Raw genomic sequence first — 24,974 nt, 5'->3', positions numbered from 1 at the left:
CACTTGTTCGGAATCATCAGGCCCTGCCGGCACCGGCTCTCGGACCGGCTGCGCACCAGCTGGCTGGCCCACCTCTGCGGTCTGTGCCTGGCCCTGCGCGACGACCACGGCCAGCTCGCCCGGACCGCGACCAACTACGACGGCCTGATCATCTCGGTCCTGGTCGAGGCCCAGCAGCCACCGGCGCCCGGCCGGACCGGCCCGGCGGGGCGCCGCAAGGCCGGTCCGTGCCCGCTGCGCGGGATGCGCGGCGCCGAGGTCGCGGACGGCGAGGGCGCCAGGCTGGCGGCCGCGGTCTCGCTGGCGCTCGCCTCGGTGAAGATGCGGGACCACGTGCTCGACGCGGACGGCGCGTTCGCCCGCAGGCCGGTCGCCGCCGGGGCCCGCGCGGTGGCCCGGCGCTGGGACCGGCAGAGCGCGGGCGGCGGCTCCGCGGTCGGCTTCGACACCGGGGTGCTGCTCGGCGCCGCCGACCGGCTGGAGCGGGCGGCGGCGCCCGGCAGCTCGGTGCTGCTGGTCACCGAGCCGACCGAGAGCGCGACGGCCGCCGCCTTCGCCCACACCGCCGTCCTGGCCGGCCGGCCGGCCAACGCCCCGGCCCTCGCCGAGACGGGCCGGCTCTTCGGGCGCCTCGCCCACCTGCTGGACGCCGCCGAGGACCAGCGGGCGGACGCCGCCGCCGGCGCCTGGAACCCGCTCACCGCGACCGGCACCGACCGGGCCCGGGCCGAGCGGCTCTGCCGGGACGCCGTGCACGGCATCCGACTGGCGCTGGGGGACGTGGAGTTCACCGACCGGGCGCTGGTCCACCTGCTGCTGGCGCACGAGGCCGCGCGGGCGGTGGACCGGGTCTTCGGGCACGGCGCCGGCTGCGCGCTGCCCGCGCTCGCGGCGGACGGCGGCCCGGCACAGGGGTCGATCACGGACCGGCCGCCGACCGGCCGGCCACCGACCGACCATCCACCGGGCAGGGCCCCGCGCGGTCTGCTCGCGGGCTGCGCGGTCTGGGCCCTGATGGCCTGCAGCTGCCGGCTGATGTGCTGCGACCACGACGATCCGTTCAGCCGGGAGCGCAGGGAGGGCTGGTGCCGGCGCAACTGCGACTGTGACTGCTGTGACTGCTGCGACAGTTGCAGCGGCTGTGACGGCTGCGGCTGTGACGGCTGCGGGTGCGACGGCTGTGACTGCGGCTGCGACTGCTGACCGGCCCCGCTCCGGCGCGGTCGCGGGCCCGACCCCGGCCCAGTGGGCGCCGGGCGGTCCGGGCGGCCGCTAGGGTGGGGAGCTTCCCCTCCGGATGCCCGATCCGCAAGGAGCCGCACAGCCGTGTCCGACACCTTCACCCACCTGCACGTCCACACCGAGTACTCGATGCTGGACGGGGCCGCGAAGAACGGCAAGCTGTTCGCGGAGGCGGAACGGCAGGGCATGCCGGCCATCGCGATGAGCGACCACGGCAACATGTTCGGCGCCTACGAGTTCTTCCACGCCGCGGCGAAGACCGGGGTGAAGCCGATCATCGGGATCGAGGCGTACGTCGCGCCGGGGTCGCGGTTCGAGAAGAAGCAGGTCTTCTGGTCACCGGGCGGCCAGCGCCCGGCCAGCTCCGACGGCGAGGGCGGCAAGGACGTCTCGGGCGGCGGCCGCTACACCCACATGACCATGTGGGCCCAGAACGCGACCGGCCTGCGCAACCTCTTCAAGCTCTCCTCGCTCGCGTCGATGGAGGGCTACTACATGAAGCCCCGGATGGACCGCGAGCTGATCGCCGCGAACTCCACCGGGATCATCGCCACCACCGGCTGCCCGTCCGGCGAGGTGCAGACCCGGCTGCGGCTCGGGCAGTACGACGAGGCGGTCAAGGCCGCCGGGGCGTACCAGGACATCTTCGGCCGGGAGAACTACTTCCTGGAGCTGATGGACCACGGCCTGTCCATCGAGCGGGACGTCCGCGCGGACCTGCTGCGCCTGGCCGAGCAGTTGAACATCCCGCTGCTGGCCACCAACGACTCCCACTACGTGACCGCCGACCAGGCGGACGCGCACGACAGCCTGCTCTGCGTCGGGGTGGGCAAGAACAAGGACGACCCGAACCGCTTCAAGTTCCAGGGCACCGGCTACTACATCAAGACCGCGGCCGAGATGCGCGAGCTGTTCCGCGAGCTGCCCGAGGCCTGCGACAACACCCTGCTGATCGCCGAGCGGATCGAGCCGTACGACGAGGTCTTCACCTACGTCGACCGGATGCCCCAGTTCGACGTGCCCGAGGGCGAGACCCAGGCCTCGTACCTGCGCAAGAAGATCGCGACCGGGCTGAAGGTGCGCTACGGCGACAACCCGAGCCAGGAGGTGCTGGACCGGGTCGAGCTGGAGATGGGCGTCATCTCCCCGATGGGGTTCGACGCCTACTTCCTCGTGGTCGCCGACATCTGCCAGTACGCCCGGGACAACGGCATCCCGGTCGGCCCGGGCCGAGGCTCGGCGGCCGGCTCGATGGTCTCGTACCTGACCCGGATCACCGAGCTCGATCCGCTGGAGCACGACCTGCTGTTCGAGCGGTTCCTCAACCCCGAGCGGATCAACCCCCCGGACGTCGACATCGACTTCGACGACCGCCAGCGCGACCAGATGGTGCGCTACGTCACCGACAAGTACGGCGCCGCGTACACCGCCCAGGTGAACACCTTCGGCACCATCAAGGCGAAGGCCGCCGTCAAGGACGCCAACCGCATCCTCGGCTACCCCTTCGCGATGGGCGACCGGATCACCAAGGCGATGCCGCCGGACGTGATGGGCAAGGGCGTCCCGCTGGCGGACCTGTTCAACGAGAGCCACCCGCGCTACAACGAGGGCACCGAGATCCGGGCGCTCTACGCGAACGAGCCCGACGTCAAGAAGATCATCGACACCGGCCTGGGCATCGAGGGGCTGATCCGCGGCACCGGTGTGCACGCCGCCGCCGTGATCCTCTCCTCCACCCCCCTGCTGGAGCTTGTCCCGCTGCACAAGCGGGACAAGGACGGCGTGATCATCACCGGCTTCGACTACCCGTCGTGCGAAGCCATGGGCCTGATCAAGATGGACTTCCTGGGTCTGCGGAACCTGGGCATCATCGACCACGCCATCAAGATCATCAAGTCCAACCGGGGTGTCGAGGTCGACATCGAGAAGATCCCGCTCGACGACCCCACCACGTACGAACTGCTGGCCCGGGGCGACACCCTGGGCGTGTTCCAGCTCGACGGCGGCCCGATGCGGGCGCTGCTGCGGCTGATGAAGCCCACCGAGTTCGCCGACATCTCCGCGGTCAGCGCGCTCTACCGGCCCGGCCCGATGGGCATGAACTCGCACACCAACTACGCGCTGCGCAAGAACGCCCAGCAGGAGATCATCCCGATCCACCCCGAGCTGGAAGCCCCGCTGAGCGAGGTCCTCGGCCCCACCTACGGCCTGATCGTCTACCAGGAGCAGGTGCAGCGAGCCGCGCAGGTGCTGGCCGGTTACAGCCTCGGCCAGGCCGACCTGCTCCGCCGCGCCATGGGCAAGAAGAAGAAGGAGGTCCTGGAGAAGGAGTTCATCCCGTTCCAGGCCGGCTGCCGGGAGCGCGGCTACTCGGACGAGGCGATCCAGTCGGTGTGGGACGTCCTGGTGCCGTTCGCCGGCTACGCCTTCAACAAGTCGCACTCCGCCGCCTACGGCCTGGTCTCCTACCAGACCGCCTACCTCAAGGCCAACTACCCGGCCGAGTACATGGCGGCGCTGCTCACCTCGGTGGCGGACGACAAGGACAAGATGGCGGTCTACCTGGCCGAGTGCCGCCAGATGGGCATCAAGATCCTCTCCCCGGACGTGAACGAGTCCGTGGTCGACTTCACCGCCGTCGGCAGCGACGTCCGGTTCGGCCTGAAGGCCGTCCGCAACGTCGGCGTGCCGGTCATCGAGTCGCTGGTGCGGACCAGGAAGGAGAAGGGCAAGTACGCCTCCTTCGCCGACTTCCTGGACAAGGTCGAGCTGGTGGTGTGCAACAAGCGCACGGTGGACTCCCTGGTCAAGGCCGGCGCGTTCGACTCGCTCGGCCACACCCGGCTGTCGCTCAGCTCGGTGCACGAGAGCGCGATCGACGCCGTCACCGGGGTGAAGAAGCAGCAGGCGATCGGGCAGGACGACCTGTTCGGCGCGCTCGGCGGCGACCAGGACACCCCCACCATCGGTCTCGACTTCGAGCTCACCGAGCGGGAGTGGCCGCGCAAGCAACTCCTCAGCCTGGAGCGGGAGATGCTCGGCCTGTACGTCTCCAGCCACCCGCTGGACGGCGCCGAGCACATCCTCTCCCGCAACCGCGACATCTCCATCGCCGAACTCCTCGGCTCCGGCCGCACCGAGGGCGAGGTCCGGCTCGCCGGCCTGATCACCGCGGTGGACCGCCGGATCAACAAGGCCGGCAACGCCTGGGCCATCATCACGCTGGCCGACCGCGACGGCTCGGTCGAGGTGCTGTTCTTCCCCGCCACCTACAACCTGATGGCCGACCAGATGGTCGAGGACAACGTGATCTCGGCCCGGGGGCGGCTCAACGAGCGGGACGGCTCGCTGAGCATCTTCGGCCAGGAGATCACCACCCTGGACGTCTCCTCCGCCGAGCTCGGCACCAAGCCACCGGTGCAGATCACCCTGCCGGTCGGCAAGATCACGCCGGGCACCGTCGCCGACCTCAAGGCCGCCCTGCTGGCCCACCCGGGCGACGTGCCGGTCCGCCTGCTGACCACCAACTGGGACCGCAACACCCTGTACGAGCTGGGGCTGCGGGTGAACCCCGACCACGGCCTCGCCTCCGACATCAAGACGGTGCTGGGCACCCACGCCTGGGTGGGGTCGCTCTAGACACGCCCCAGGGCCGGATACCGCGGTGCGGGGGGGTGCCGGCCATGGGCTAGGGTCACGCGGTGATCAATGTGACCGAGCGGCCCGGCGCGAGCTGGTGGGCCCTCGTACGGGGGATGTCGGCGGCCTGCTGGTGGCGGCTGCTCGTGGTGGAGGTGCTGCTCGCGGTGGCCGGGCTCGCCGTCACGACGGTGGGTTGGATGCTCGTCGGCGCCGGCCTCCCGCCGGTCGGCTACCTGGTGGTCCTGGCCGCGGGCGGCCTCGCCGCCGCCTGGAAGTGGTCCGCCGCCCTGCGGATCCTGGACGGCGGCCACGGGATCCTCCCCGCGCTGCGGCCCGACCCGCGCCGCACCGGGCGGCTCTGGCTCTGGCTGGTGGCGCTCGACCTGGCCGGCCTGATGACGTTGCTGGAGTTCGTCGGCGGCCCGCTGATCTACTCCCTCGACCTCCCGACCGTGCTGCCCGCGATCGAGCTGGCCTCGCTGTACCTCGCGTTCGCCGCCGCCCTGCTGCCGATGGCGGTCCTGCTGGAGGGGCGCGGCTTCGGCCGGGCCTGGCGGCTGTCCCACGGTGGATGGCGCGCCGTCCTGCGGGTGCTGCCGGTGGTGCTGATCGGCTCCGCCGCCTCCTCGGCCCTGGAGCAGGGGCAGATCGGCGCCATCGGCAGCTACCCGCCGCCGGCCTACCTCCTCCTGCTCCAGCCGGTGGCCGCCCTGATCGGGGCACTGCTGAGCACCGTCACCACGGTGCTGCTGTACGCGGCCTACCGGCTGTCCGCACCGCACCCCGCCACCGCCGAGCACCAGCAGGCCCGGACGGCCGGCGCGACGGTCTGACCGTACGAGGGCGACCGACTCGATCCGGGCGGACCTTCTCGGCCCGCGCCACGCTCCCGAGGGGGAACGCACGGTGACGAGCGGCGGAGGGTGCGCCGTCACGCACGGCACACCCTCCGTCGGGCGCCGCGCTCGACACCGGGCCCGGGCCGGCGCGCGGGCGACGTTCCGTGACCGGTGAGGCTGACCGCCTCCAGCGAATAACGCAGCGTGGCAGGACCACCTACGTGGAACCGGAATGACGTACCGTCAACGTGTCCCGCCCCGGTCGTGAGTGGGTTGCATCACCCGATCAGGGCGCTCACACTTGTCGTGCAAGCGTTTCTCGCCACCCCCGAGTGGTAGCGGTGTCGGCGGCATCCGATCCCGGTCGCATCCCCGTGTTGCACTCCACAGGCCGCCGTCGGCGAACCCGCGGACTCCCCTGTGGCCGTACTCGAGGCTGGACCGAGGGACGGCACATCGGCCGTGGCCACGGAGTGTCGACCCGCACGAGGTGGCTCCCCGCTCCGGCGGCCGGCCACCGGCGCTCTCGACCTGATTCGGACCACGCGCGGTCCACCGGAAGCGGTGGTCCACCGGACGCAGCACGGGCCGTGTCGGCGATTCTGCGCCCAGTGGCGTGAAAGGAATACGCAATGAGCTTCGACGGCGAATTCAAGTTCTGCATGAACGGCTCAGGACTGCCCACTCCCGCACAGGCCTTGGAGTCTGCCGGGGAGGTGCTCGACTTCATGGAGACGCTCCACACGGCCGCGGAGGCCGCCGGGGGAGCAGAGATCACGCTGGCGGCCCTCGAAGCCGCCGGGTTCACCGGCCTCGGCGCCATCGCCCAGGATGTCGCCGCGGTGACCGTCGCCGCCTACGTGGGGGCGGTTGCCGGATGCATCATCGCCGCCACCGGGTCCACGATCTTCGACCTGCTCACCGCGCGGAACGACAGCAGCGAGGTGGTGCAGGACGTCGTCGTCGCGGCGAACGACGCAGGCGTGTCGGTGCCCGAGGGCTTCGCCGTCGCCTAGTACTCCGGTGCGACTCCGCGAGCATGTCGGTCGCGCGGTCTGCGCCCGATGAGCGTCATGCATGTCCACGGCCGCTGGGGGCCGGTGACGGAGAACCCGTTGACACCCGCAGGCTTCCCCGTGGACCCGGCGACCGCGCCCCAGGACGTGGGGCCGCGCACAAGCGGGGGGCTACGCTCGACCGCCGAAGTCACCGGCCCGGAACTGCCCGAGGCCTCAGGCTGCCGACGGCCGACGTGTCCGACCTCCTGACGTTCCTGCGCACCGCCGGACACCCAGCTGCCCTGACGGTCCTGGCGCGCTGCCTCCCGGACGGGCTTCGCCGGCTCTCGGGACGCCGGCTGGGCCTGAGCACGGCCCGGACCGCCGACGGCCCGATCGTCCTGACCCTGTTCGCGTCGGCCCGGACCCTGTTCCCGCCGGCACCGGACGCGCCGGCCGGGCTGGCACCCGCGCTGGACCGGGTCCGCGACCTTCCCGTACGCCGTGCCCTGGTGGCCATCGGGCTCGACGCCGCCCGCGACGAGCCCGCCTTCTCGGTAGGGCTGGTCCGGGGCCGGCCGCCGAGCCGATGACGGAGCCACCGGTGCGGACGCTAGAGCCGGCCACCGAGCCGTTCGGGCTCGGGCGAGGTGTCGGCCTCGCGCAGTTGCTCCAGCACGCCCGCGCGGTCGGAGAGCAGCACGGTGAGGATCCGGCGGGCCGAGCGCAGCAGGTCGGCGACGTCCGTGCCGGCGAGCGAGTAGAGGACCACCGGCCCCTCCCGGACCGAGACCACGATGCCCGACCGTCTGAGCACGCCGAGCTGCTGGGACAGGTTCGAGGCCTCGATGCCGAGGTCGGCCAGCAGGTCGCGGACCGGCAGCGGCCCGCCCTGGAGCAGCTCCAGCACGCGGATCCGGACCGGGTGACCGAGCATCCGGAAGAACTCGGCCTTGACCTGGTAGAGCGGAGGTTGCGGCATCAGACCTCGAGCTCGCTCTCGACCACCTGGAGCCGGCGCCTGGCCATCGCCAGGTTGGCCCGGCTGCGGTCCAGCGCGAGGTAGAGGAAGAGACCGCTGCCGTTCCGCGAGGTGAGCGGGCGGATCAGGTGGTACTGGCCGCTGAGGGTCACCAGGATGTCCTCGATGGTGCCCTGGAGGCCGAGCATCTCCATCGTGCGCATCTTCGCCCGGACCAGATCGGTGTTGCCGGCGGCGGCCACCGACAGGTCGAACTCCCGGCCGCCGCCGAGAGTGCCCAGGGCCATGCCGCTGCCGACGTCCACGAGTGCGACGCCGATGGCGCCCTCGATCATCATCGCTTCCTTCAACGCCACGTCTGTGTGTGCCATGGCGATGACCCTAAGCAATCTCCTGACTGCGCATCAGGTGAATTGCAGAACTCTGCAATTCACGTTGCCGTTGGTGTACCGTGCGCGCCGGCGCCCCGCCCGACGCACCCGCCCGCGGCACCCCGCGCGTCCCGGCCCGCGGCCGGACCGGCTCCGGGCCACTGCCCCCGAACGGCCCTGTACCGGGGGCTCTCCGGTGGCGCGCACGGCAGGGCGGTCCGGAAGCTGTGAGTGGACATATCTCAATCCCGAGATATTTCACCTACGAAGGAACCAGTTGTGGCAAGACCCATCTCCGTCTCCTTACCTCCCGCAGGCGCCGGCCCGGCCGGATCGAACCTCCTCCTCACCGCCCCCGAACCCACCCCTGATCCCACCTCCGGACCCACCCCGGGCGCAGCCGCTCCGCCGCCCGATGCCGACTGGGGGACCACCCTCCTCGACATGGCGGCCACCGTCCGTCCCGTCCCTGAAGTCGGCGCCCTGCTGGACCTGTTGGAGACCTCGGACACGTCCGTCCTGGCCCGCGCCCTCGACGCCGCGGCGCGCAACCGCCCGGTGGAGGAGCTCGCGGATCTGATCGTCGCCCTCGCCGGAGCCCCCAACGCCATCGCCCACGAAGCCCTCCGGATCGCGGCGGTCACCAGGGAAGTCCCCGACGTCGCCCGGCTGATCGGGCTGCTCGGCGGCGCCCCGGGGTCCGGCGTCCGCGAGGCGCTCTGCGCGGCGGCGCTGGAGCGGCCGGTCGCCGAGGTCGCCCAACTCGCCCGCTGCCTGAACCGCCCGGCGCCCCGCACCCCGGACACCGTGCACATCCCGGAGCCCGGCGGCGCCCTCGGCGAAGAATCGGCCCCCAGCCCGCGCACCGCGCCCGACGGTCCTGCCGAGCCCGCGGCCGCCCGGCAGCCGGCCCGGCCGGCGACCGCGTCCGGTGAGCGCCGGATCGCCCGGCGGCTGCGCTCCCCGCTGCGCCGCCCGGCGGCCGTCGCGCTGCTGACCGCCGCGGCGGCCCACCTCCCGCTGGTGCTGCCGCACTGGCGCTCGGCGCCCTACCTGGGCGCGCTGGCCGCCCTGCTGATCGGGCTGTGCCTGCTGCTGGCCGTCCAACTGGTCCGGCGGGACACGGTGGTGGTCTGGTGCTCGACCGCGGCGGTGGGCGCCACCGCCGTCGCCGGGTACTTCCTGACCCACCGCTACCTGCTGCCCGCGGCGGCCGCCGAGGTCGGCCGCTGGCAAGGCCGGCTCGGCCCGCTCGCGCTGGCCGCGGAGCTCGTCACGGTGGTGCTCGCCGCCGCCCTGTGCGTGCCGCGCCTGCGGCAGCAGAAGCCGGTGCGCGGAAGTCGCGGCAGCGGCGCCTGAGCGGTCGAAGGTGCCCGGCCGGTCTCCGCGGGGGCCGGCCGGGCACCCGTGTCTGCTCGGGCGTTGTCGAAGCGCCAGCGGGTCTGCCCGTACCCGCCCTTGGTGCACCCGAAGGCCGTGACCGGCTCCACCCGGAAGACCAGGTCGTCGCCGCCCTTGCCGACGAAGCCGCCGTCGCGCACCTCGAAGTGCCACTCGCTGCCGTACTTCCGCTCGTACGCCTCGGCGACCGCCCGCAGCGCGGCGACCTCGACCAGCCGCAGCGCCTCGCCCGCCACCACCACGTCCGGGCCCGCGCGCAGCGCGTTGGAGCCGGTGGTGAGCACGCAGTGCCGATTGCGGGCGAGGTTGCCGGCCTTGCGCTCGCCGGGCCCGGTGCAGAAGTGCAGTGCGCCGTCCACCCGCACCGCGATCAGCGGACTGACGTGCGGGCGGCCGTCCGGACGGACCGTGGACAGCCAGTGTCGCAGCCCACGGCCGGGGCACCGCCGACGTTCTGTGACCGAATCGTCCGCGTCTACGGGAACCTGGTCGGGCCCTGCGGCGTGTATAGGGCTGGAACTCGGCAAGAGGGGTTACTCGGGTGGAGCGCAAGAACAGGGTCCTGGCGGTAGCGGTGCTCGGCGGCGCGCTGGCGCTGACGACGGCGTGCGGCGGCGGGGGCGGCGCGTCGTCGGCGCCGGCCGCCTCGAAGCCGCGGACCTCCGCCGCCGCGGTGAGCATCGAGCCGGCGAACGGGGCGACGGACGTCAAACCGGCCGGCGCACTGAAGGTCGCGGTCGCGAACGGCACGCTGACCGAGGTCAAGGTGACGGGCAAGGACGGCACCGAGGTGCCCGGCGCCCTCACCGCCGACGGCACCGGCTGGGCGCCCGCCGGCGGCCTCGCGGTCTCGACCGAGTACCGGGTGAGCGCCCGGGCCACCGATGCGGCCGGCCTGGCGGCCACCGCCGAGAGCAGCTTCACCACCCTGACGCCGAAGCAGGGCGCCGGGCCGCAGGACAACATCGCCGACGGCCAGACCTACGGCACCGGCATGATCGTCTCGCTGACCTTCAAGAAGCCCGTCAAGGACCGGGCCGCGGTGGAGAAGGCGGTCAGCTTCGAGACCTCCGACGGCAGTGTGGTCAAGGGCCACTGGTTCAACGACTCCCGGGTCGACTTCCGCCCGGAGAAGTTCTGGAAGTCGCAGACCAAGGTGGTCGCCCACTACCGCCTGAAGAGCGTCGAGACCGCACCGGGGGTGTACGGCGAGGTGGACAGCGACCAGTCGTTCACCATCGGCCGCTCCCGGATCAGCACGGCGGACGCCGCCTCCCACCAGATGGTGGTCGAGGAGGAGGGCAAGCCCGCCGAGACCATCCCGATCAGCGCCGGCGCCTCCTCCCCCGCCTCCCAGAACACCTTCAACGGGACCATGGTGATCATGGCGAAGGAGGGCACCACCGTGATGGACTCCTCCACCGTGGTCAACCACGAGGGCCCCGACTACAAGGTGAAGATGCCGCACGCGCTGCGGCTCACCCCCACCGGCACCTACGTCCACGGCAAGTACGCGCCGGACAACCCCTTCGGCAGCCGCAACACCAGCCACGGCTGCGTCGGGCTGCAGGACGGCTCGGCCGAGGACGGCGACGACGGCTCGGTGGCCGGGCGCTTCTACGCCGCGTCGCTGATCGGCGACGTGGTGACGGTGAAGAACTCGGTCGGCGCCCCGGTCGACGCGGCCAACGGCCTGAGTGGCTGGAACATCGCCTGGGACAAGTGGTGACCCACCCCCCGCGGCGGCGCCGGGCCTCCCGCGCGCACCGCGCGGGCGGGCCTACGGTGTCGGTAGCGCCCGCACCCGTAACCCGAGAGGCAGCAGGATGACCGAGACCCACTCCATGCTCTTCGTGACCTTCGACGACACCGGGAGCGCCCGGGCGGCGTACCGGGAGATGAAGGAGCTGCACGGGGTCCGGCAGGCCGCCGTCATGGAGCGGACCGCCGACGGGCTGCTGGACGTACCGGACAGCTGGGTGCGGGGGGCCGGCGCGACGACCGTGCTCAGCGGGGTGGTCGGCGGACTGGTCGGGCTGATCGGCGGTCCGATCGGCGTGTTCCTGGGCTGGGGCGCGGGCACCGCCCTGGGCGGCGGCGCGGAGTTCAAGCGGTTCAGCGACGCGACCGAGGGCCTGATGGTCTTCAGCCGCGGGCTGGCCGAAGGCACCACCCTGCTGATCGTCGAGCTGACCGAGTCCGGGCCGCAGGCGGCGGACGAGATCGCGGCCCGGCACGGCGGCCGGCTGGTCCGCCGCCCGGCGGCCGAGGTGGAGGCCGAGGTGCGGGCCGCGCAGGAGGCGGCCGAGGAGTCGCTGCACGCGGAGCGGGACGAGCGGGACTAGATCCGCCCGCCGCGGCTCACCAACGGACGTCGGACAGCCGCACGAAGCGGTTGCCGGCGTCCAGCAGTTCGGGCAGGGCCGCGGCCACGCCCGCCGCGGTGCCGGCGGCCGGGTGGTTCATGTGGGCGATGACGATCGACCCGGGCTCGGCGGCCGCGACGGTGCGGTGGACCTGACCGGCCGAGAAGGTGGCGCCCGCGTCGCCGTTGACCGTGAAGCCGGCGATCCGCTCGCCCAGCAGGCCCACCACCTGGGCGGCGACATCGTCGTAGTAGGCGGTGCCGGAGCGGAAGAAGGCCGGCGGGTGACCGAGCAGCTCGGTGAGCCCGTCCCGGTTGCCGGCGATCTCGTCGTACACCTCGCCCACGTCCCGGGTGCCGGCGATCCCGTACGCGGACCGGCCGGAGACCGACAGCGGCCGGTGCCGGGTGCCGTGGTTGCCGATCTCGAACAGCGGGTCGTCGGCGAGCTGCTGGAAGACGTCCGGATTGGCGTCGATCCAGCGGGAGTTCAGGAACAGCGTGGCGGGCACCTGCCGGGCCCGGAGGGTGTCGATCAGCGCGGCGTCGTAGCCGTCGCTGCCCGGTCCGCCGCAGGCGTCGAAGGTCAGCGCGATCGCCTGCTCACCTGCGGGGAGGCCGGTGATCACACCCGGCCCGTCCAGCGCCCAGCTGCTCGGGGTCAGCTCCCCGAGGCGGGCCACCAGGTCGTCCCTGGTGGGCACGGCGGGCGCCGCGGGGGCGGGTGCGGGGACGGGCGGGGCCGCCGGGGCCGCCGGGGCCGGCGCAGCGGCCGGGCCCGGGGTCGGGGCGCCGGAGGTGCGGGTGCCCGCAGCGTGCGGCGACCGCCGCGAGACACCGCACCCGGCGACCGCGCTACCGGCCAGCGCGGCCAGGACCACCCGGCGAGCCAACGACATCCGAACCTCCGTGCCCGTGGCGGACGACAGCTTTCGACCACCGTAGGCACGGGCCCTTCGAACGCGCGTCGGGTGCACCGCCGTTCGGGTCCTGACCGGCCGTCGGCCCGGCGCCGGAACGCGTCAGCGGTGTCCGGCTCCGTCCGGGTCCGAGTCCGGGTCCGGGTCCGGGTCCGGGTCCGGGTCCGGGTCCGGGTCCGGGTCCGGCAGGCGGACGATGGCCACCATGGCGGCGTCGTCGCCGAGCCGGCCGCCGGTGTGCTCGGAGAGGTCCTTGCAGACCCGGCGCAGCAGCGCCTGGGGGTCGTCGGCCGGCCAGCCGGCGACGCGCTCGGCCAGCGGGTAGAAGGTGCCGGCGGCGTCCCGGGCCTCCACCACGCCGTCCGTGTACAGCAGCATGGTGTCGCCGACCTCGAAGCGGAAGGACTCCACGCCCAACCCGCGCTCGGCCAGCGCGGCGAGGCCGAGCGGCGGGGCCGGTTCCCTGGCCTCCATCGGGATCACGAGGCCGCCGCGCAGCAGCAGGGGCGGTGGATGGCCGCAGTCGACCAGGTGGATGACGGGAGCGCGGTCCGGGATGTCGAGCACGACGGCGGTGGTGAAGGACTCCTGCCGGTCCGGCTGGTCGTCCGGCTGGTCGAGGTCGCCGGCGACGGTGCCGTCCAGGAAGTCGACCAGCTCGGTCAGCGCGACCCGGCGGTGCGCGGCGGCCCGGAAGGCGCCGAGGACCAGCGAGGCGTCACCGATCGCCCCGAGCCCCTTGCCCCGGACGTCGCCGACGATCACCCTGGTCGCCCGGCCGGACCGGACGGCGGCGTACAGGTCTCCGCCGATCTGGGCCTCGGCCTCGGCCGCGACGTAGACCGAGGCGATCCGCAGCGGCCCCATCCGGGGCGGCAGGGGGCGCAGCACCACCTGCTGCGCGGCCTCGGCGACCGAGCGCAACTGCGTCATCTCCTTCTCGTGCTGCTCCCGCAGGTAGGCGAAGAGCGTGACGAGGGCGGAGATCAGCACCAGCGCGGTGGTCTGCACGGTGTGGTTGAGGTCCAGCACGGTGGTGCGGGCCGCGCCGACCACCACCTGGGCCAGCACGGCGAGCGCTCCGATCACGGCGGTGGTCCGCGGCCCGGCGAACGAGGCGGTGATCGCGGGGGCGGCGACCAGGAACGGCCCCAGGTGGACCTGCGGCGGAGCGAGGACGTCACCGATCGAGACCAGCACGATCAGGAGCAGCGGGATGGCGACCAGCGCCCACCCGGCCGGGCCGCTCCGCCGGAGCGCCTCGGCTCGTCCCCGAATGTCCATGACTCCTGGATACACCCGCCCCCGCGCGGGCGCCGTCGGGGCGGGTGGCGGCGCGGCGGGGCAGGCGGTCGGGCGGCGGAGGCGGTACCGGACGGGTGCTCACCCGGTCGGCGGAGCCCGGCCCAAGGTCCACCGGTTCGGCCGTATCGACCTCCCCGCTCCGGCCGGGCCTTGGTAGGAAGATGCCAGAGGACCGATTTGTCGGTCTTGTCGTGCCTTCGCAAGGAGGAGGCGTCCTATGGCTTCGACACCGTCGGCCACCGAGGCGACATCCCGATCCACCGGCCCGCCCACCGAGGGCGAGGAACCGGTGGTGCACATTCTCTGGATCAACGCGGGGCTGAGCTGCGACGGCGACTCCGTCTCACTCACCGCGGCGACCCAGCCCAGCATCGAGGAGATCGTCCTCGGTGTACTTCCCGGCCTGCCGAAGATCGCCGTGCACTGGCCCCTGATCGACTTCGAGTGCGGTCCGGTGCAGGGTGCCGACAACTTCGTCGAGTGGTTCTTCAAGGCGGACCGCGGCGAGCTGGAGCCCTTCGTGCTGGTGATCGAGGGGTCCATCCCGAACGAGGCGATCAAGGCCGAGGGCTACTGGTGCGGGTTCGGCGACGACCCCGCGACCGGGCAGCCGATCACCACCAGCGAGTGGGTCGACCGGCTGGCCCCCAAGGCCACCGCCGTGGTCGCGATCGGCACCTGCGCCACCTACGGCGGCATCCACGCGATGGCCGGCAACCCCACCGGGGCCATGGGCCTGCCCGACTACCTGGGCTGGGACTGGAAGTCCAAGGCCGGGCTGCCGATCGTGTGCGTGCCGGGCTGCCCGATCCAGCCGGACAACTTCTCGGAGACCCTGGTCTACCTGCTCTACCAGCTCACCGGCGCCGCGCCGATGATCCCGCTGGACGACAAGCTCCGCCCCACCTGGCTGTTCGGCGCCACCGTGCACGAGGGCTGCGACCGGGCGGGGTACTACGAGCAGGGGCAGTTCGCCACCGACTACGGGCAGCCGACCTGCCTGGTGCGGATCGGCTGCTGGGGTCCGGTCGTCAAGTGCAACGTCCCCAAGCGCGGCTGGATCAACGGCGTCGGCGGCTGTCCGAACGTGGGCGGCATCTGCATCGCCTGCACCATGCCCGGGTTCCCGGACAAGTTCATGCCGTTCATGGACGAGCCGCCGGGCGCCAAGGTGTCCAGTTCGGCCAGCGCCGCGTACGGCTCGGTGATCCGCAAGCTCCGTTCGATCACCACGCACACCGTGGACCAGGAGCCGAAGTGGCGCAGCACCGGCCGGAAGCTGACGACGGGCTACCGCCCGCCCTGGTGACCGCCCCGCCACCCGTTCCGGGGTCGCGTCCGCCCGCTGCGGCGGCCGCGGCCCCGGCGCGGTGCACCGCACCCCCACGCAGACCTTCAGAAGGGCACGACACACGCCATGACGACAACAGCCCCGCGGCCGGGCGGCAACGACGGCCTGGTGGAGATGAGCTGGGACCCGATCACCCGGATCGTGGGCAGCCTCGGCATCCACACCAAGATCGACTTCAAGCAGAAGAAGGTCGCCGAGTGCTACAGCACGTCGTCGGTCTTCCGCGGCTACAGCGTCTTCATGCGCGGCAAGGACCCGCGCGACGCACACTTCATCACCAGCCGGATCTGCGGCATCTGCGGTGACAACCACGCCACGTGCTCGGTGTACGCGCAGAACATGGCGTACGGCGTGAAGCCGCCGCACCTGGGCGAGTGGATCATCAACCTCGGCGAGGCCGCCGAGTACATGTTCGACCACAACATCTTCCAGGAGAACCTGGTCGGGGTCGACTACTGCGAGAAGATGGTCCGCGAGACCAACCCCGGGGTGCTGGAGAAGGCCGAGCGCACCGAGGCACCGCACGCCGCCGAGCACGGCTACAAGACCATCGCCGACATCATGCGCTCGCTCAACCCGATCGAGGGCGAGTTCTACCGCGAGGCGCTCCAGGTCAGCCGGTACACCCGGGAGATGTTCTGCCTGATGGAGGGCCGCCACGTGCACCCCTCCACGCTCTACCCGGGCGGGGTCGGCACGGTGGCGACGGTACAGCTGTTCACCGACTACCTGAGCCGGCTGATGCGCTACGTCGAGTTCATGAAGCGGGTCGTGCCGCTCCACGACGACCTGTTCGACTTCTTCTACGAGGCGCTGCCGGGCTACGAGGAGGTCGGCCGGCGGCGGATCCTGCTCGGCTGCTGGGGTGCGCTCAACGACCCGGACCACTGCGACTTCACCTACCGCAACATGACCGACTGGGGCCGGCGGATGTTCGTCACCCCGGGCGTGGTGGTGGACGGCAAGCTGGTCACCAACGACCTCACCGAGATCAACCTGGGCATCCGGATCCTGCTCGGCTCCTCCTACTACCAGGACTGGGAGGGCAAGGAGCAGTTCGTCACCCACGACCCGCTCGGCAACCCGGTCGACCCGCGGCACCCCTGGAACCAGCACACCATCCCGGCCCCGCAGAAGCGCAACTTCGACGACAAGTACAGCTGGGTGATGTCGCCGCGCTGGTTCGACGGCAAGGACTACCTGGCGCTGGACACCGGCGGCGGCCCGATCGCCCGGCTGTGGTCCACCGCGCTGTCCGGCCTGGTGGACATCGGCTACGTGAAGGCGACCGGGCACAGCGTGGTGATCAACCTGCCGCGCACCCTGACCAAGCCGGAGACCAGCTTCGAATGGAAGATCCCGAAGTGGTCCAACGCGCTGGAGCGCAACCGGGCCCGGACCTACTTCCAGGCCTACAGCGCCGCCGTCGCCCTGCACTTCGCCGAGAAGGCGCTGGCCGAGGTCCGGGCCGGGCGCAGCCAGACCTGGGAGCGGTTCGAGGTACCGAACGAGGGGCTGGGCGTCGGCTTCACCGAGGCGGTGCGCGGCGTGCTGTCGCACCACATGGTGATCCGCGACGGCAAGATCGCCAACTACCACCCGTACCCGCCGACCCCGTGGAACGCCAGCGTCCGGGACAGCTACGGCACCCCCGGGCCGTACGAGGACGCGGTGCAGAACACGCCGATCTTCGAGGAGAACTCCCCGGAGAACTTCAAGGGCATCGACATCATGCGGGCGGTGCGCAGCTTCGACCCGTGTCTGCCCTGCGGTGTGCACATGTACCTCGGCGACGGGAAGACGCTGCAGAAGATGCACGTCCCGAGCGGTCTGAGCGGGATGTCCGGATGAGCGCCGCGACCGGGGAGGCCGCCGGCCGGCGGGTCGAGGAGATCCTCGACCGGCTGGCGGCGGCCGGCGACCAGCAGGCCGTGGCCACGGCCGAGGAGCTGGTGCGGGTGCTGATGGACTTCTACGGAGCGGGGCTGGCCCGTGCGGTGGAACTGCTGGCGGCCCAGGCGCACGACCCCGACCGGCCGGCCGCCGGGCCGCTGGCCGAGCTGCTGGACGACCAGCTGGTGACCGGGCTGCTGGTGCTGCACGAGCTGCACCCGGAGGACCTCACCGCGCGGGTCGAGCGGGCCGTGCGGCAGGTGCCGGGCGCCTCGGTGGCCGCCTTCGACGCAGCCTCGGGCATGCTCCAGGTGCGGGTGGAGAGCTCCGGATGCGGGTGCTCCGGCAGCTCGGACGGCACCCGGGAGGCGATCGCCGAGGTGGTCGCGGTGTTCGCGCCCGAGGTGGCCTCGGTCCAGCTCGCACCACCCGGACCCAAGGAGCCGGCGCTGCTGCAGATCGGGGTCCGGCCCGGGCTGGTGCCGGCGGAGACCCGGTGAGCGCGCCCGCCACCGGACTGCGCCGGTTCCGGGCGCCCGCGCCGCCGCGGCCCGAGCGCTGCGAGCTGTGCGGGGTCGCCCTGACCGACCGTCACCGGCACCTGGTCCGGCTGGAGAACCGCAGCCTGACCTGCGCCTGCACGCCCTGCGCCCTGCTGTTCGAGCAGCAGGGCGCGGGGCAGGGCCGGACGGGGCAGGGCCACTACCGCACGGTGCCCGACCGCTACCTGGCCGACTCGGCGCACGCCCTCGACGACGGGGCCTGGGAGCAGCTGCAGATCCCGGTCGGCACCGCCTTCTTCTTCCGCAACGCCGAGCTGGACCGGCTGGTGGCGCTCTACCCCAGCCCGGCCGGGGCCACCGAGAGCGAGCTCGATCCGGCCTCCTGGCAGGCCGTGCTGGGCGACAGTCCGCTGGCGGCCCTGCTGCAGCCCGACGTGGAGGCGCTGCTGGTGCGCCGGGAGCAGGGCGCCGCGGAGTGCTTCCTGGTGCCGATCGACATCTGCTACGAGCTGGTCGGCCGGATGCGGCTGACCTGGCAGGGCTTCGACGGCGGGGCCGAGGCGCGGGCCGAGCTCGCCGCCTTCTTCGAGAACGTCCGGGCCCGCGCCCGGACCGTACGGACCGAGGAGCCGGCGTGAGCGAACTGGGCTTCAGCTGCACCGGGGTGCGGGCCGACCCGTACGCGGCCGGACCGACCCTGGTGTTCCGGCTGCGGATCACCGCGGCCGACAACGCGCGGGTGCACGCCCTGGCGCTGCGCTGCCAGCTGCGGATCGAGCCGGCCAAGCGGCGGTACGGGCCGGCCGAGGCGGCCGGGCTGGCGAACCTGTTCGGCGAGCCGGCCAGGTGGGGCAGCACACTCAACCCGGTGCAGTTCGCCCAGGTCTCGCTGACCGTGCCGGGCTTCACCGGGGAGACCGAGGCGGACCTGGTGGTGCCGTGCAGCTACGACCTGGACCTGGCCGCCACCCGCTACTTCGAGGCGCTGACCGAGGGCGACGCACCGCTGCTGCTGCTCTTCTCGGGCACCGCGTTCACCGGTGCGGGCGGCTTCCGGGTGGAGCCGGTGCCCTGGGACCGCGAGGCGACCTGCGCCCTGCCCGCCGCGGTGTGGCGGGAGATGATCGACCAGCACTTCCCCGGCTGCGGCTGGGTGCGGCTGCCCAGGGAGGACCTGGCGGCGCTGCTGGAGTACCGCTCCCGGCACGCGCTGCCGTCCTGGGAGGCGACCGTCCGCGCGCTGCTGGCCTCGGCGGCCGCGCCCGTTACCGTGGCAGAGGGGAGTGTGCGGTGAGCGCGACCACCGAGGTGGACCCCGCACCGTTCGAGGTGGCCCGCCGGATCGCCGACGCGGTGCTCTTCGAGGGCTACGTGCTCTACCCCTACCGGGCCTCGGCCGCCAAGAACCGGCTGCGCTGGCAGTTCGGCGTGCTGGTGCCGCCGGCCTTCGAGGAGATCGGCGGCGAGCACTCCTGGCAGCGCACCGAGCTGCTGATGGAGCCTGCGGCGGGCGCCCGGCTGACGGTCGAGGTGCGGTTCCTGCACGCCGTCCGGCGGACCGTCCAGGAGCTGCGGCCGGACGGCTCGACGCCGACGGTGGCCGCGCTGGAGCTGCCGGACCGGGTGCTGGTGCCGTGGGACGAGGGCGCCGAGGAGCGGGTCCGGTTGTCCCTGCCGGTCGCCGAGCTGCTGGGCGAGGGCGTGACCCTGCCGTTCAACCGGCCGGCGGCGACCGAGACCGAACTAGTGTCGGCGCAGGGCCGGCCGGTGGGCCGGCTGAACCGGCGCCGCGAGCGGGTGGAGGGCGCGGTACGCCTGACCGCGGTCGAACTCCCCGGGCCGTGGGCGGCGCTGCGGCTGACCGCCGAGGTGCTCAACACCAGCGCCTGGGAGCCGACCGCCGGCTCGGCCGACCGGGAGGCCGCACTCCCCCGGTCGCTGGTCGCGGCCCACCTGCTGCTCGGGCTGGACTCCGGCTCGTTCCTGTCGATGACCGACCCGCCGCAGTGGGCCGCGGGCGCCGTCGCCGAGTGCCGCAACCTGCGCACCTGGCCGGTGCTGGCGGGCGCCGACGGCAAGGCCGACGTGGTGCTCTCCTCGCCGATCATCCTGGAGGACCACCCCGCGATCGCGCCGGAGAGCCCCGGCGGGTTCTACGACGCCACCGAGATCGACGAGATCCTGGCGCTGCGCACCTCGGCGCTGACCGACCAGGAGAAGCGGGAGGCCCGCGGCACCGACGAGCGGGCCGGGGCCGTGATCGACCTGGCCGACTCGCTGCCCGCCGAGGTGATGGAGCGCCTGCACGGCGCCGTCCGGGCGCTGCGCGAGGTCACCGGGCCGACCGCGCAAGGTGCGCCGGAGGGCGACCTGACCCCCTGGTGGGATCCGGGTGGCGACCGCTCGGTGGACCCGGCGCGGGACCAGGTGCTGATCGACGGCCGGAGCGTCGGCGCCGGCAGCCGGGTGGTGCTGCGGCCCGGTCGGCGCCGCACCGACGCCCAGGACCTGTTCCTGCAGGGCCGGACCGCTCTGGTGGAGGCCGTGCTGCACGACGTGGACGGCTCGGTCCACCTCGCCGTGACGGTCGAGGGCGACCCGGGCGCCGACCTGTGGCGCGAGCAGGGACGATTCCTGTACTTCCAGCCGGACGAGGTCGCCCCGGCGCCCGCGGAGGAGGAGCGATGAGCGGCGGACTGCCGCAGGGCAAGGTGCTGGTGGCCGGCGTGGGGAACATCTTCCTCGGCGACGACGGCTTCGGCGTGGAGGTGGTCCGGCGGCTGTCCGCCCTGGCCATGCCCGAGCACGTGGAGCTCGTGGACACCGGCGTGCGCGGCGTCCACCTGGCCTACCAACTGCTGGAGGGCTACCGGTCGGTGGTGCTGGTCGACGCCACCGCGCGCGGCTGCGAGCCGGGCACGGTCTACCTGATCGAGGCCCGGCTGCCGGAGCCGGAGGAGCAGCCCACCGCGCTGGTGGACGGCCACCGGATGACCCCGGACGCCGTGCTCGCCGTGCTCGGCACGCTCACCGCCGGGCTCGGCGGCAGCGGGCCCGAGCGGGTGCTGGTGGTGGGCTGCGAACCGCTGACGCTGGACGAGGGCGTGGGGCTCAGCCCCGTGGTCGAGGCGGCCGTCGACGAAGCCGTCGCGGTCGTGCTGGGGCTGGTGGAGGAGGCCGGTCGCACCGCGGCCGCGATGGGGACCCGATGACAAGAGAGGAATGCCCGCACATGAGCAAGTTCCTGATCCGCGGGGCGGCCGTGGTGGTCGTGCTCGCCGTGGTGAAGCTGACCCTGCCCGACATCAAGCGCTATCTGAGGATCCGGCAGATGTGACCTGGTGCAGCCGAGCGACCGGCCGGGCTAGCCGACTGGGGCAGCCGGCTGGGGCAAACGGCTGGGGCAAACGGAGTACGCCGGGCCCGGTGCCCGGCGCGGCGCGGGTGCCGCGCCGGGCACCGGGCCTGTAATGGTCCACGTCGCCGGGCGCCCGCCCGGGGCGTGGCGGCAGCAGGCGCGGGCCCGACGGGCGGAGAGAGCCGATGCACGAGATGTCGATCGCGCTGGCGATCGTCGACCAGGTCACGGCCAGCGCCGAGGCCAGGACGGGCGACACCGCGCAGCGCGTCCGGCTCCGGGTCGGCGAGCTGGCCGGCGTGGTGCCCGACGCGCTCCGGTTCGGCTTCGACCTGGTCTGCGAGGGCACCCCGCTGGCCGGCGCCGAACTGGAGATCGACCAAGTCGCCGCGCTCGCCGAGTGCGGCCCCTGCGGGACCGGCTGGGCCCCCGGGATGCCGCCCGACCTGGTCTGCCCGACCTGCGGCAGCGGGGCCGGCACCCAACTGGTGGCCGGCCGCGAGCTGCAGATCACCGCCGTGCACTGGGCCGGCGAGCCGGCCCTGGCAACCGAAGCCGAGGAGCTGTGAACCCGTGTGCCGTGTGGTCGAGCTGAAGCAGTCGGTACTGGCCCGCAACGACGGGTGCGCGCTCGCGCTGCGCACCGAACTGGCCGCGCGCGGCACGGTGGTGGTGAACCTGCTCTCCAGCCCCGGCAGCGGCAAGACCGAGCTGCTGGAGCGTGAGCTCACCCTCGCCCGGGAGCGCGGGGTGCCGGTGGCCGCGCTCACCGCCGACCTGGCGACCGAGCACGACGCGGCCCGGCTGGCCCGCTCCGGCGTGCCCGTGAAGCAGGTGCTCACCGACGGCCTGTGCCACCTGGAGGCGCAGATGCTGCACGGGCACCTGGACGGCTGGCTGCCGGCGGAGACCAGGCTGCTGTTCGTGGAGAACGTTGGCAACCTGGTCTGCCCGGCCTCCTACGACCTGGGCGAGACGCTGCGGGTGGTGCTGGGCTCCGTCACCGAGGGCGAGGACAAGCCGCTCAAGTACCCGACCGCGTACGGGCTGGCGAACCTGGTGGTGGTCACCAAGACGGACCTCGCGGCGGCGGTCGGCTTCGACGAGGCAGCGTTCCGGGCCAACGTGGCGCGGGTCAACCCCGGGGTGGAGGTGGTGCTGACCTCGGCCCGGCAGGGGGCCGGCGTCGGCACGCTGCTGGGCCGGGCACTGGCCGCGCTGGAGGGCGGGCCGGTGCACCGGCCGGTGATGGCCCGGCCGGCCCCGCACGGCCACGAGGGCGAGGGGGGCGACCAGGCGACCGAGCACGGGCACGCGCACGCGCACGGCGACCAGCACGACCATGAGCACGGGCAGCAGCACGAGCGCGGCCACGGCCATGGGCCGCAGGAGCACCTCGGGCGCCACGACCACCCCGCCGCATCCGTCCGATGACCGATCTGCGCGCGCCCGGCGACGAGGTCGAGCGGCGGGCGGTGACGATCCGCGGGGTGGTCCAAGGCGTGGGCTTCCGGCCGTTCGTGCACGGGCTGGCGGTCGGCCTCGGGCTGGCCGGCCACGTCACCAACACCGGGGAGGGCGTGCTCGCCGAGGTGGAGGGCGCGGCCGGGGCGGTCGGCGAGTTCTGCGAGCGGATCGGCCGGGACGCCCCGCCGCTGGCCGAGGTGGAGTCGGTGGTGCACCGGCCCGCCACGGCCACCGGGCAGACCGGCTTCCGCATCCTCGCCTCGGTGGCGGACGGGCCGCAGCGCACCCTGGTGCCGCCCGACGTGGCGACCTGCGACGCCTGCCTGGCCGAACTCGCCGACCCGGCCGACCGCCGCCACCGGCACCCGTTCATCAGCTGCACCCACTGCGGGCCGCGGTTCACCATCGTCACCTCGCTGCCCTACGACCGGGCGGGCACCACCATGGGGCGGTTCCCGATGTGCGCGCGCTGCCGGGCCGAGTACGGCGACCCGGGCGACCGGCGCTTCCACGCCCAGCCGATCGCCTGCCACGACTGCGGGCCGGTGCTGCGGCTGTGCGGCGCCCGCGAGGCGAGCGGCGGCGGAGCGGTCGGCGCCGCCCGGGAGTTGCTCGCCGGGGGCGCGATCGTCGCGGTCAAGGGGATCGGCGGCTACCACCTGGCCTGCGACGCCGGGAACCCGGCCGCCGTGGCGCTGCTGCGCCGGCGCAAGGGGCGCGGGGACAAACCCTTCGCGCTGATGGCCCGTTCGGTCGCCGAGCTGGAGCCGCTGGTGCACGCCGGACCGGCGGAGCTGGCCCTGCTGACCGGGCGGGAGCGCCCGATCGTGCTGCTGCGCCGGCGGGCCGGCGGCTCCGGCTGCTCGGGCGTCGCCGAGGAGGTCGCGCCGGGCAGCCCGGACCTCGGTGCGATGCTCCCCTACACACCGCTGCACCACCTGCTGCTGGGCCTGCCCGGTGACCCGCCCGGGCCCGGGCTGCTCGTGCTGACCAGCGGGAACCGCTCGGGCGAGTCGATCGTGACCGAGGACGCCGAGGCGCTGGAGCGATTGGCGCCGCTCGCGGACGCCTGGCTGACTCACGACCGGCCCATCCAGGTGCCCTGCGACGACTCGGTGGTGCGGGTCTGCGACGGCCAGGTGATGGTGCTGCGCCGCTCGCGCGGGTACGTGCCCCGGCCCGTCGCGCTGCCGGTCGCGGTCCCGCCCACGCTCGCCGTCGGCGGGGACCTCAAGAACACCTGCTGCCTCGGCGAGGGCACCAGGGCCTGGCTCTCGGCGCACATCGGCGACATGGACGACCTGTCCACGCTGCACGCCTTCGACCGGGCCGAACGGCACCTGGAGGCCGTCACCGGGGTCCGGCCCGAGCTGCTGGCGGCGGACCGGCACCCCGGCTACCGGTCGGGCGCCTGGGCCCGGCGGGCGGCCGACGGGCGGCCGCTGGCCCTGGTGCAGCACCACCACGCCCACATCGCCTCGGCGATGGCCGAGCACGGGCTGGAGCAGCCGGCCCGGGTGATCGGGGTGGCCTTCGACGGCACCGGGTACGGCGAGGACGGCGCGGTCTGGGGTGGTGAGGTGCTGCTGGCCGGGTACGGCGACTTCGAGCGCTTCGGGCGGCTCGGGTACGTGCCGCTGCCGGGCGGCGACGCTGCGGTGCGGCGCCCGTACCGCAGCGCGCTCGCCCAGCTGTGGGCCGCCGGGCTCGGCTGGGACCCGGAACTGCCCTGCGTGGCGGCCTGCCCGGCGGACGAACTGGCCGCGCTGAGGGTGCAGTTGGAGCGCGGGCTGAACTGCGTGCCGAGCTCCGGGATGGGGCGGCTGTTCGACGCCGTCTCGGCGCTGGCCGGAATCTGCCAGATCGCCGGGTACGAGGCCCAGGCGGCGCTCGAACTGGAGGCCGCGGCGCTCACCCGGCCGGACTGCGGCAGCTACCACTTCGAACTGCGGCCCGGGGCCGGCGGGGTGGACGGGGAGCTGGTCGCCGAGCCCGGGCCGGTGATCGCGGCGGTGGTCGGCGACCTGCGCGCCGGCGAGCCGGCCGCGGTGGTGGCGGCGCGCTTCCACGCGGCCGTGGCCGGGCTGGTGCTGCGGCTGTGCGAGGCGGCCCGGCACCGGCACGACCTGGAGACGGTGGCGCTGACCGGCGGGGTGTTCGCCAACACCGTGCTGTCCACCGCCTGCGCGCGCGGCCTGCGGGCGGCCGGATTCGGCGTACTGCGCCACCGGCTGGTCCCGCCCAACGACGGCGGGCTGGCGCTCGGCCAGCTGATGGTGGCGGCGGCCCGCGCACGGCGAGCGTCACCGCAGCCGTGACCCTGCCCGGACGAAGAGG

Annotated in this window: 22 protein-coding genes and 1 pseudogene; 18 read left to right on the top strand and 5 right to left on the bottom strand. The window is 73.4% G+C overall.

All coding sequences use genetic code 11. The features are described from left to right. The first annotated feature begins 3 nt into the window (after nucleotides 1–3). The 5 genes from AB0K43_RS02120 to AB0K43_RS02100 all read left to right on the top strand — a co-directional run bounded on the left by AB0K43_RS02120 (nucleotide 4) and on the right by AB0K43_RS02100 (nucleotide 7,314). The gene (locus AB0K43_RS02120) at nucleotides 4–1,203 is read left to right on the top strand and encodes a DUF5685 family protein (RefSeq protein WP_363634795.1); all 1,200 of its coding nucleotides are present in this window, start codon (nucleotides 4–6) and stop codon (nucleotides 1,201–1,203) included. Nucleotides 1,204–1,326: 123 nt separating this feature from the next. Beyond that, nucleotides 1,327–4,881: a DNA polymerase III subunit alpha gene (gene dnaE / locus AB0K43_RS02115; RefSeq protein WP_363634793.1), complete on the top strand. Its 3,555-nt coding sequence runs from the start codon at nucleotides 1,327–1,329 to the stop codon at nucleotides 4,879–4,881. Between the two features lie 62 nt (nucleotides 4,882–4,943). Continuing rightward, nucleotides 4,944–5,717: a hypothetical protein gene (locus AB0K43_RS02110; protein ID WP_363634791.1), complete on the top strand. Its 774-nt coding sequence runs from the start codon at nucleotides 4,944–4,946 to the stop codon at nucleotides 5,715–5,717. A gap of 638 nt (nucleotides 5,718–6,355) precedes the next feature. Further along, complete coding sequence (locus tag AB0K43_RS02105) at nucleotides 6,356–6,739, top strand: hypothetical protein (protein ID WP_363634789.1); 384 nt, start codon at nucleotides 6,356–6,358, stop codon at nucleotides 6,737–6,739. A gap of 236 nt (nucleotides 6,740–6,975) precedes the next feature. After that, nucleotides 6,976–7,314 carry a hypothetical protein gene (locus AB0K43_RS02100; RefSeq protein ID WP_363634787.1) on the top strand — a complete coding sequence of 113 codons (339 nt, stop codon included), beginning with the start codon at nucleotides 6,976–6,978 and terminating at the stop codon, nucleotides 7,312–7,314. A 20-nt stretch (nucleotides 7,315–7,334) separates the two neighbouring features. Here the strand turns inward: AB0K43_RS02100 and AB0K43_RS02095 are convergent, their stop codons facing one another. Next, nucleotides 7,335–7,703: a metalloregulator ArsR/SmtB family transcription factor gene (locus AB0K43_RS02095; RefSeq protein WP_363634785.1), complete on the bottom strand. Its 369-nt coding sequence runs from the start codon at nucleotides 7,701–7,703 to the stop codon at nucleotides 7,335–7,337. Beyond that, entirely contained in the window at nucleotides 7,703–8,074 is a 372-nt protein-coding gene (locus AB0K43_RS02090; RefSeq protein WP_363634783.1) for a hypothetical protein, read from the bottom strand. The genes AB0K43_RS02095 and AB0K43_RS02090 overlap by 1 nt, the downstream gene beginning before the upstream one ends. A 444-nt stretch (nucleotides 8,075–8,518) precedes the next feature. Here AB0K43_RS02090 and AB0K43_RS02085 point away from each other — a divergent pair, with 444 nt between their 5' ends. Further along, the gene (locus AB0K43_RS02085) at nucleotides 8,519–9,433 is read left to right on the top strand and encodes a hypothetical protein (RefSeq protein WP_363634781.1); all 915 of its coding nucleotides are present in this window, start codon (nucleotides 8,519–8,521) and stop codon (nucleotides 9,431–9,433) included. A gap of 68 nt (nucleotides 9,434–9,501) precedes the next feature. Here the strand turns inward: AB0K43_RS02085 and AB0K43_RS02080 are convergent. Further along, nucleotides 9,502–9,894: pseudogene (locus AB0K43_RS02080) on the bottom strand (pyridoxamine 5'-phosphate oxidase family protein); the annotation flags it as partial. A gap of 122 nt (nucleotides 9,895–10,016) precedes the next feature. Between AB0K43_RS02080 and AB0K43_RS02075 the strand changes: the two are divergent. Together AB0K43_RS02075 and AB0K43_RS02070 are read left to right on the top strand one after the other, a co-directional pair. Beyond that, the gene (locus tag AB0K43_RS02075) at nucleotides 10,017–11,204 is read left to right on the top strand and encodes an Ig-like domain-containing protein (protein WP_363634779.1); all 1,188 of its coding nucleotides are present in this window, start codon (nucleotides 10,017–10,019) and stop codon (nucleotides 11,202–11,204) included. A 97-nt stretch (nucleotides 11,205–11,301) separates the two neighbouring features. Continuing rightward, a complete protein-coding gene (locus AB0K43_RS02070) occupies nucleotides 11,302–11,820 on the top strand; it encodes a histidine kinase (RefSeq protein WP_363634777.1) in 519 nt (172 codons plus the stop codon). A 16-nt stretch (nucleotides 11,821–11,836) separates the two neighbouring features. Here AB0K43_RS02070 and AB0K43_RS02065 read toward each other — a convergent pair whose 3' ends face one another. Both AB0K43_RS02065 and AB0K43_RS02060 read right to left on the bottom strand, forming a co-directional pair. Continuing rightward, entirely contained in the window at nucleotides 11,837–12,739 is a 903-nt protein-coding gene (locus AB0K43_RS02065; RefSeq protein ID WP_363634775.1) for a polysaccharide deacetylase family protein, read from the bottom strand. Nucleotides 12,740–12,862: 123 nt separating this feature from the next. After that, nucleotides 12,863–14,044 (bottom strand): PP2C family protein-serine/threonine phosphatase, encoded by a 1,182-nt coding sequence (locus tag AB0K43_RS02060; protein WP_363634773.1) that lies wholly within the window; start codon nucleotides 14,042–14,044, stop codon nucleotides 12,863–12,865. 238 nt (nucleotides 14,045–14,282) lie between these two features. On the opposite strand from AB0K43_RS02060, the gene AB0K43_RS02055 reads away from it, so the two are divergent. From AB0K43_RS02055 to hypF, 10 genes are all read left to right on the top strand, one after another. Further along, a complete protein-coding gene (locus AB0K43_RS02055; RefSeq protein WP_363634771.1) occupies nucleotides 14,283–15,374 on the top strand; it encodes a hydrogenase expression protein HypE in 1,092 nt (363 codons plus the stop codon). Between the two features lie 108 nt (nucleotides 15,375–15,482). Next, entirely contained in the window at nucleotides 15,483–17,267 is a 1,785-nt protein-coding gene (locus AB0K43_RS02050; protein ID WP_363634769.1) for a nickel-dependent hydrogenase large subunit, read from the top strand. After that, nucleotides 17,264–17,809 carry a hypothetical protein gene (locus AB0K43_RS02045; protein ID WP_363634767.1) on the top strand — a complete coding sequence of 182 codons (546 nt, stop codon included), beginning with the start codon at nucleotides 17,264–17,266 and terminating at the stop codon, nucleotides 17,807–17,809. The genes AB0K43_RS02050 and AB0K43_RS02045 overlap by 4 nt, the downstream gene beginning before the upstream one ends. Further along, nucleotides 17,806–18,450, top strand: coding sequence for a DUF5947 family protein (locus AB0K43_RS02040; RefSeq protein WP_363634766.1), 645 nt, complete (start codon nucleotides 17,806–17,808; stop codon nucleotides 18,448–18,450). Before AB0K43_RS02045 ends, AB0K43_RS02040 begins: the two co-directional genes overlap by 4 nt. Further along, nucleotides 18,447–19,106, top strand: a complete 660-nt coding sequence (locus AB0K43_RS02035) for a DUF6084 family protein (RefSeq protein WP_363634764.1) — start codon at nucleotides 18,447–18,449, stop codon at nucleotides 19,104–19,106. Before AB0K43_RS02040 ends, AB0K43_RS02035 begins: the two co-directional genes overlap by 4 nt. Further along, entirely contained in the window at nucleotides 19,103–20,500 is a 1,398-nt protein-coding gene (locus tag AB0K43_RS02030; RefSeq protein ID WP_363634762.1) for a hypothetical protein, read from the top strand. The genes AB0K43_RS02035 and AB0K43_RS02030 overlap by 4 nt, the downstream gene beginning before the upstream one ends. Beyond that, on the top strand, nucleotides 20,497–21,024 hold the full coding sequence (locus tag AB0K43_RS02025) for a hydrogenase maturation protease (RefSeq protein ID WP_363634760.1): 528 nt from the start codon (nucleotides 20,497–20,499) through the stop codon (nucleotides 21,022–21,024). The genes AB0K43_RS02030 and AB0K43_RS02025 overlap by 4 nt, the downstream gene beginning before the upstream one ends. Before the next feature lie 331 nt (nucleotides 21,025–21,355). After that, entirely contained in the window at nucleotides 21,356–21,739 is a 384-nt protein-coding gene (locus tag AB0K43_RS02020) for a hydrogenase maturation nickel metallochaperone HypA (protein ID WP_363634758.1), read from the top strand. Between the two features lie 4 nt (nucleotides 21,740–21,743). Beyond that, entirely contained in the window at nucleotides 21,744–22,604 is an 861-nt protein-coding gene (gene hypB / locus AB0K43_RS02015) for a hydrogenase nickel incorporation protein HypB (protein ID WP_363634756.1), read from the top strand. After that, nucleotides 22,601–24,955 (top strand): carbamoyltransferase HypF, encoded by a 2,355-nt coding sequence (gene hypF / locus AB0K43_RS02010; RefSeq protein ID WP_363634754.1) that lies wholly within the window; start codon nucleotides 22,601–22,603, stop codon nucleotides 24,953–24,955. The genes hypB and hypF overlap by 4 nt, the downstream gene beginning before the upstream one ends. Nucleotides 24,956–24,974: the final 19 nt, after the last annotated feature.

The organism is Kitasatospora sp. NPDC049258 (assembly GCF_040678895.1).
In the GTDB taxonomy this organism is placed as follows: domain Bacteria; phylum Actinomycetota; class Actinomycetes; order Streptomycetales; family Streptomycetaceae; genus Kitasatospora.
The sequence above is the reverse complement of the archived record's forward strand: the minus strand, read 5'-3'. Positions and strand labels throughout refer to the sequence as shown.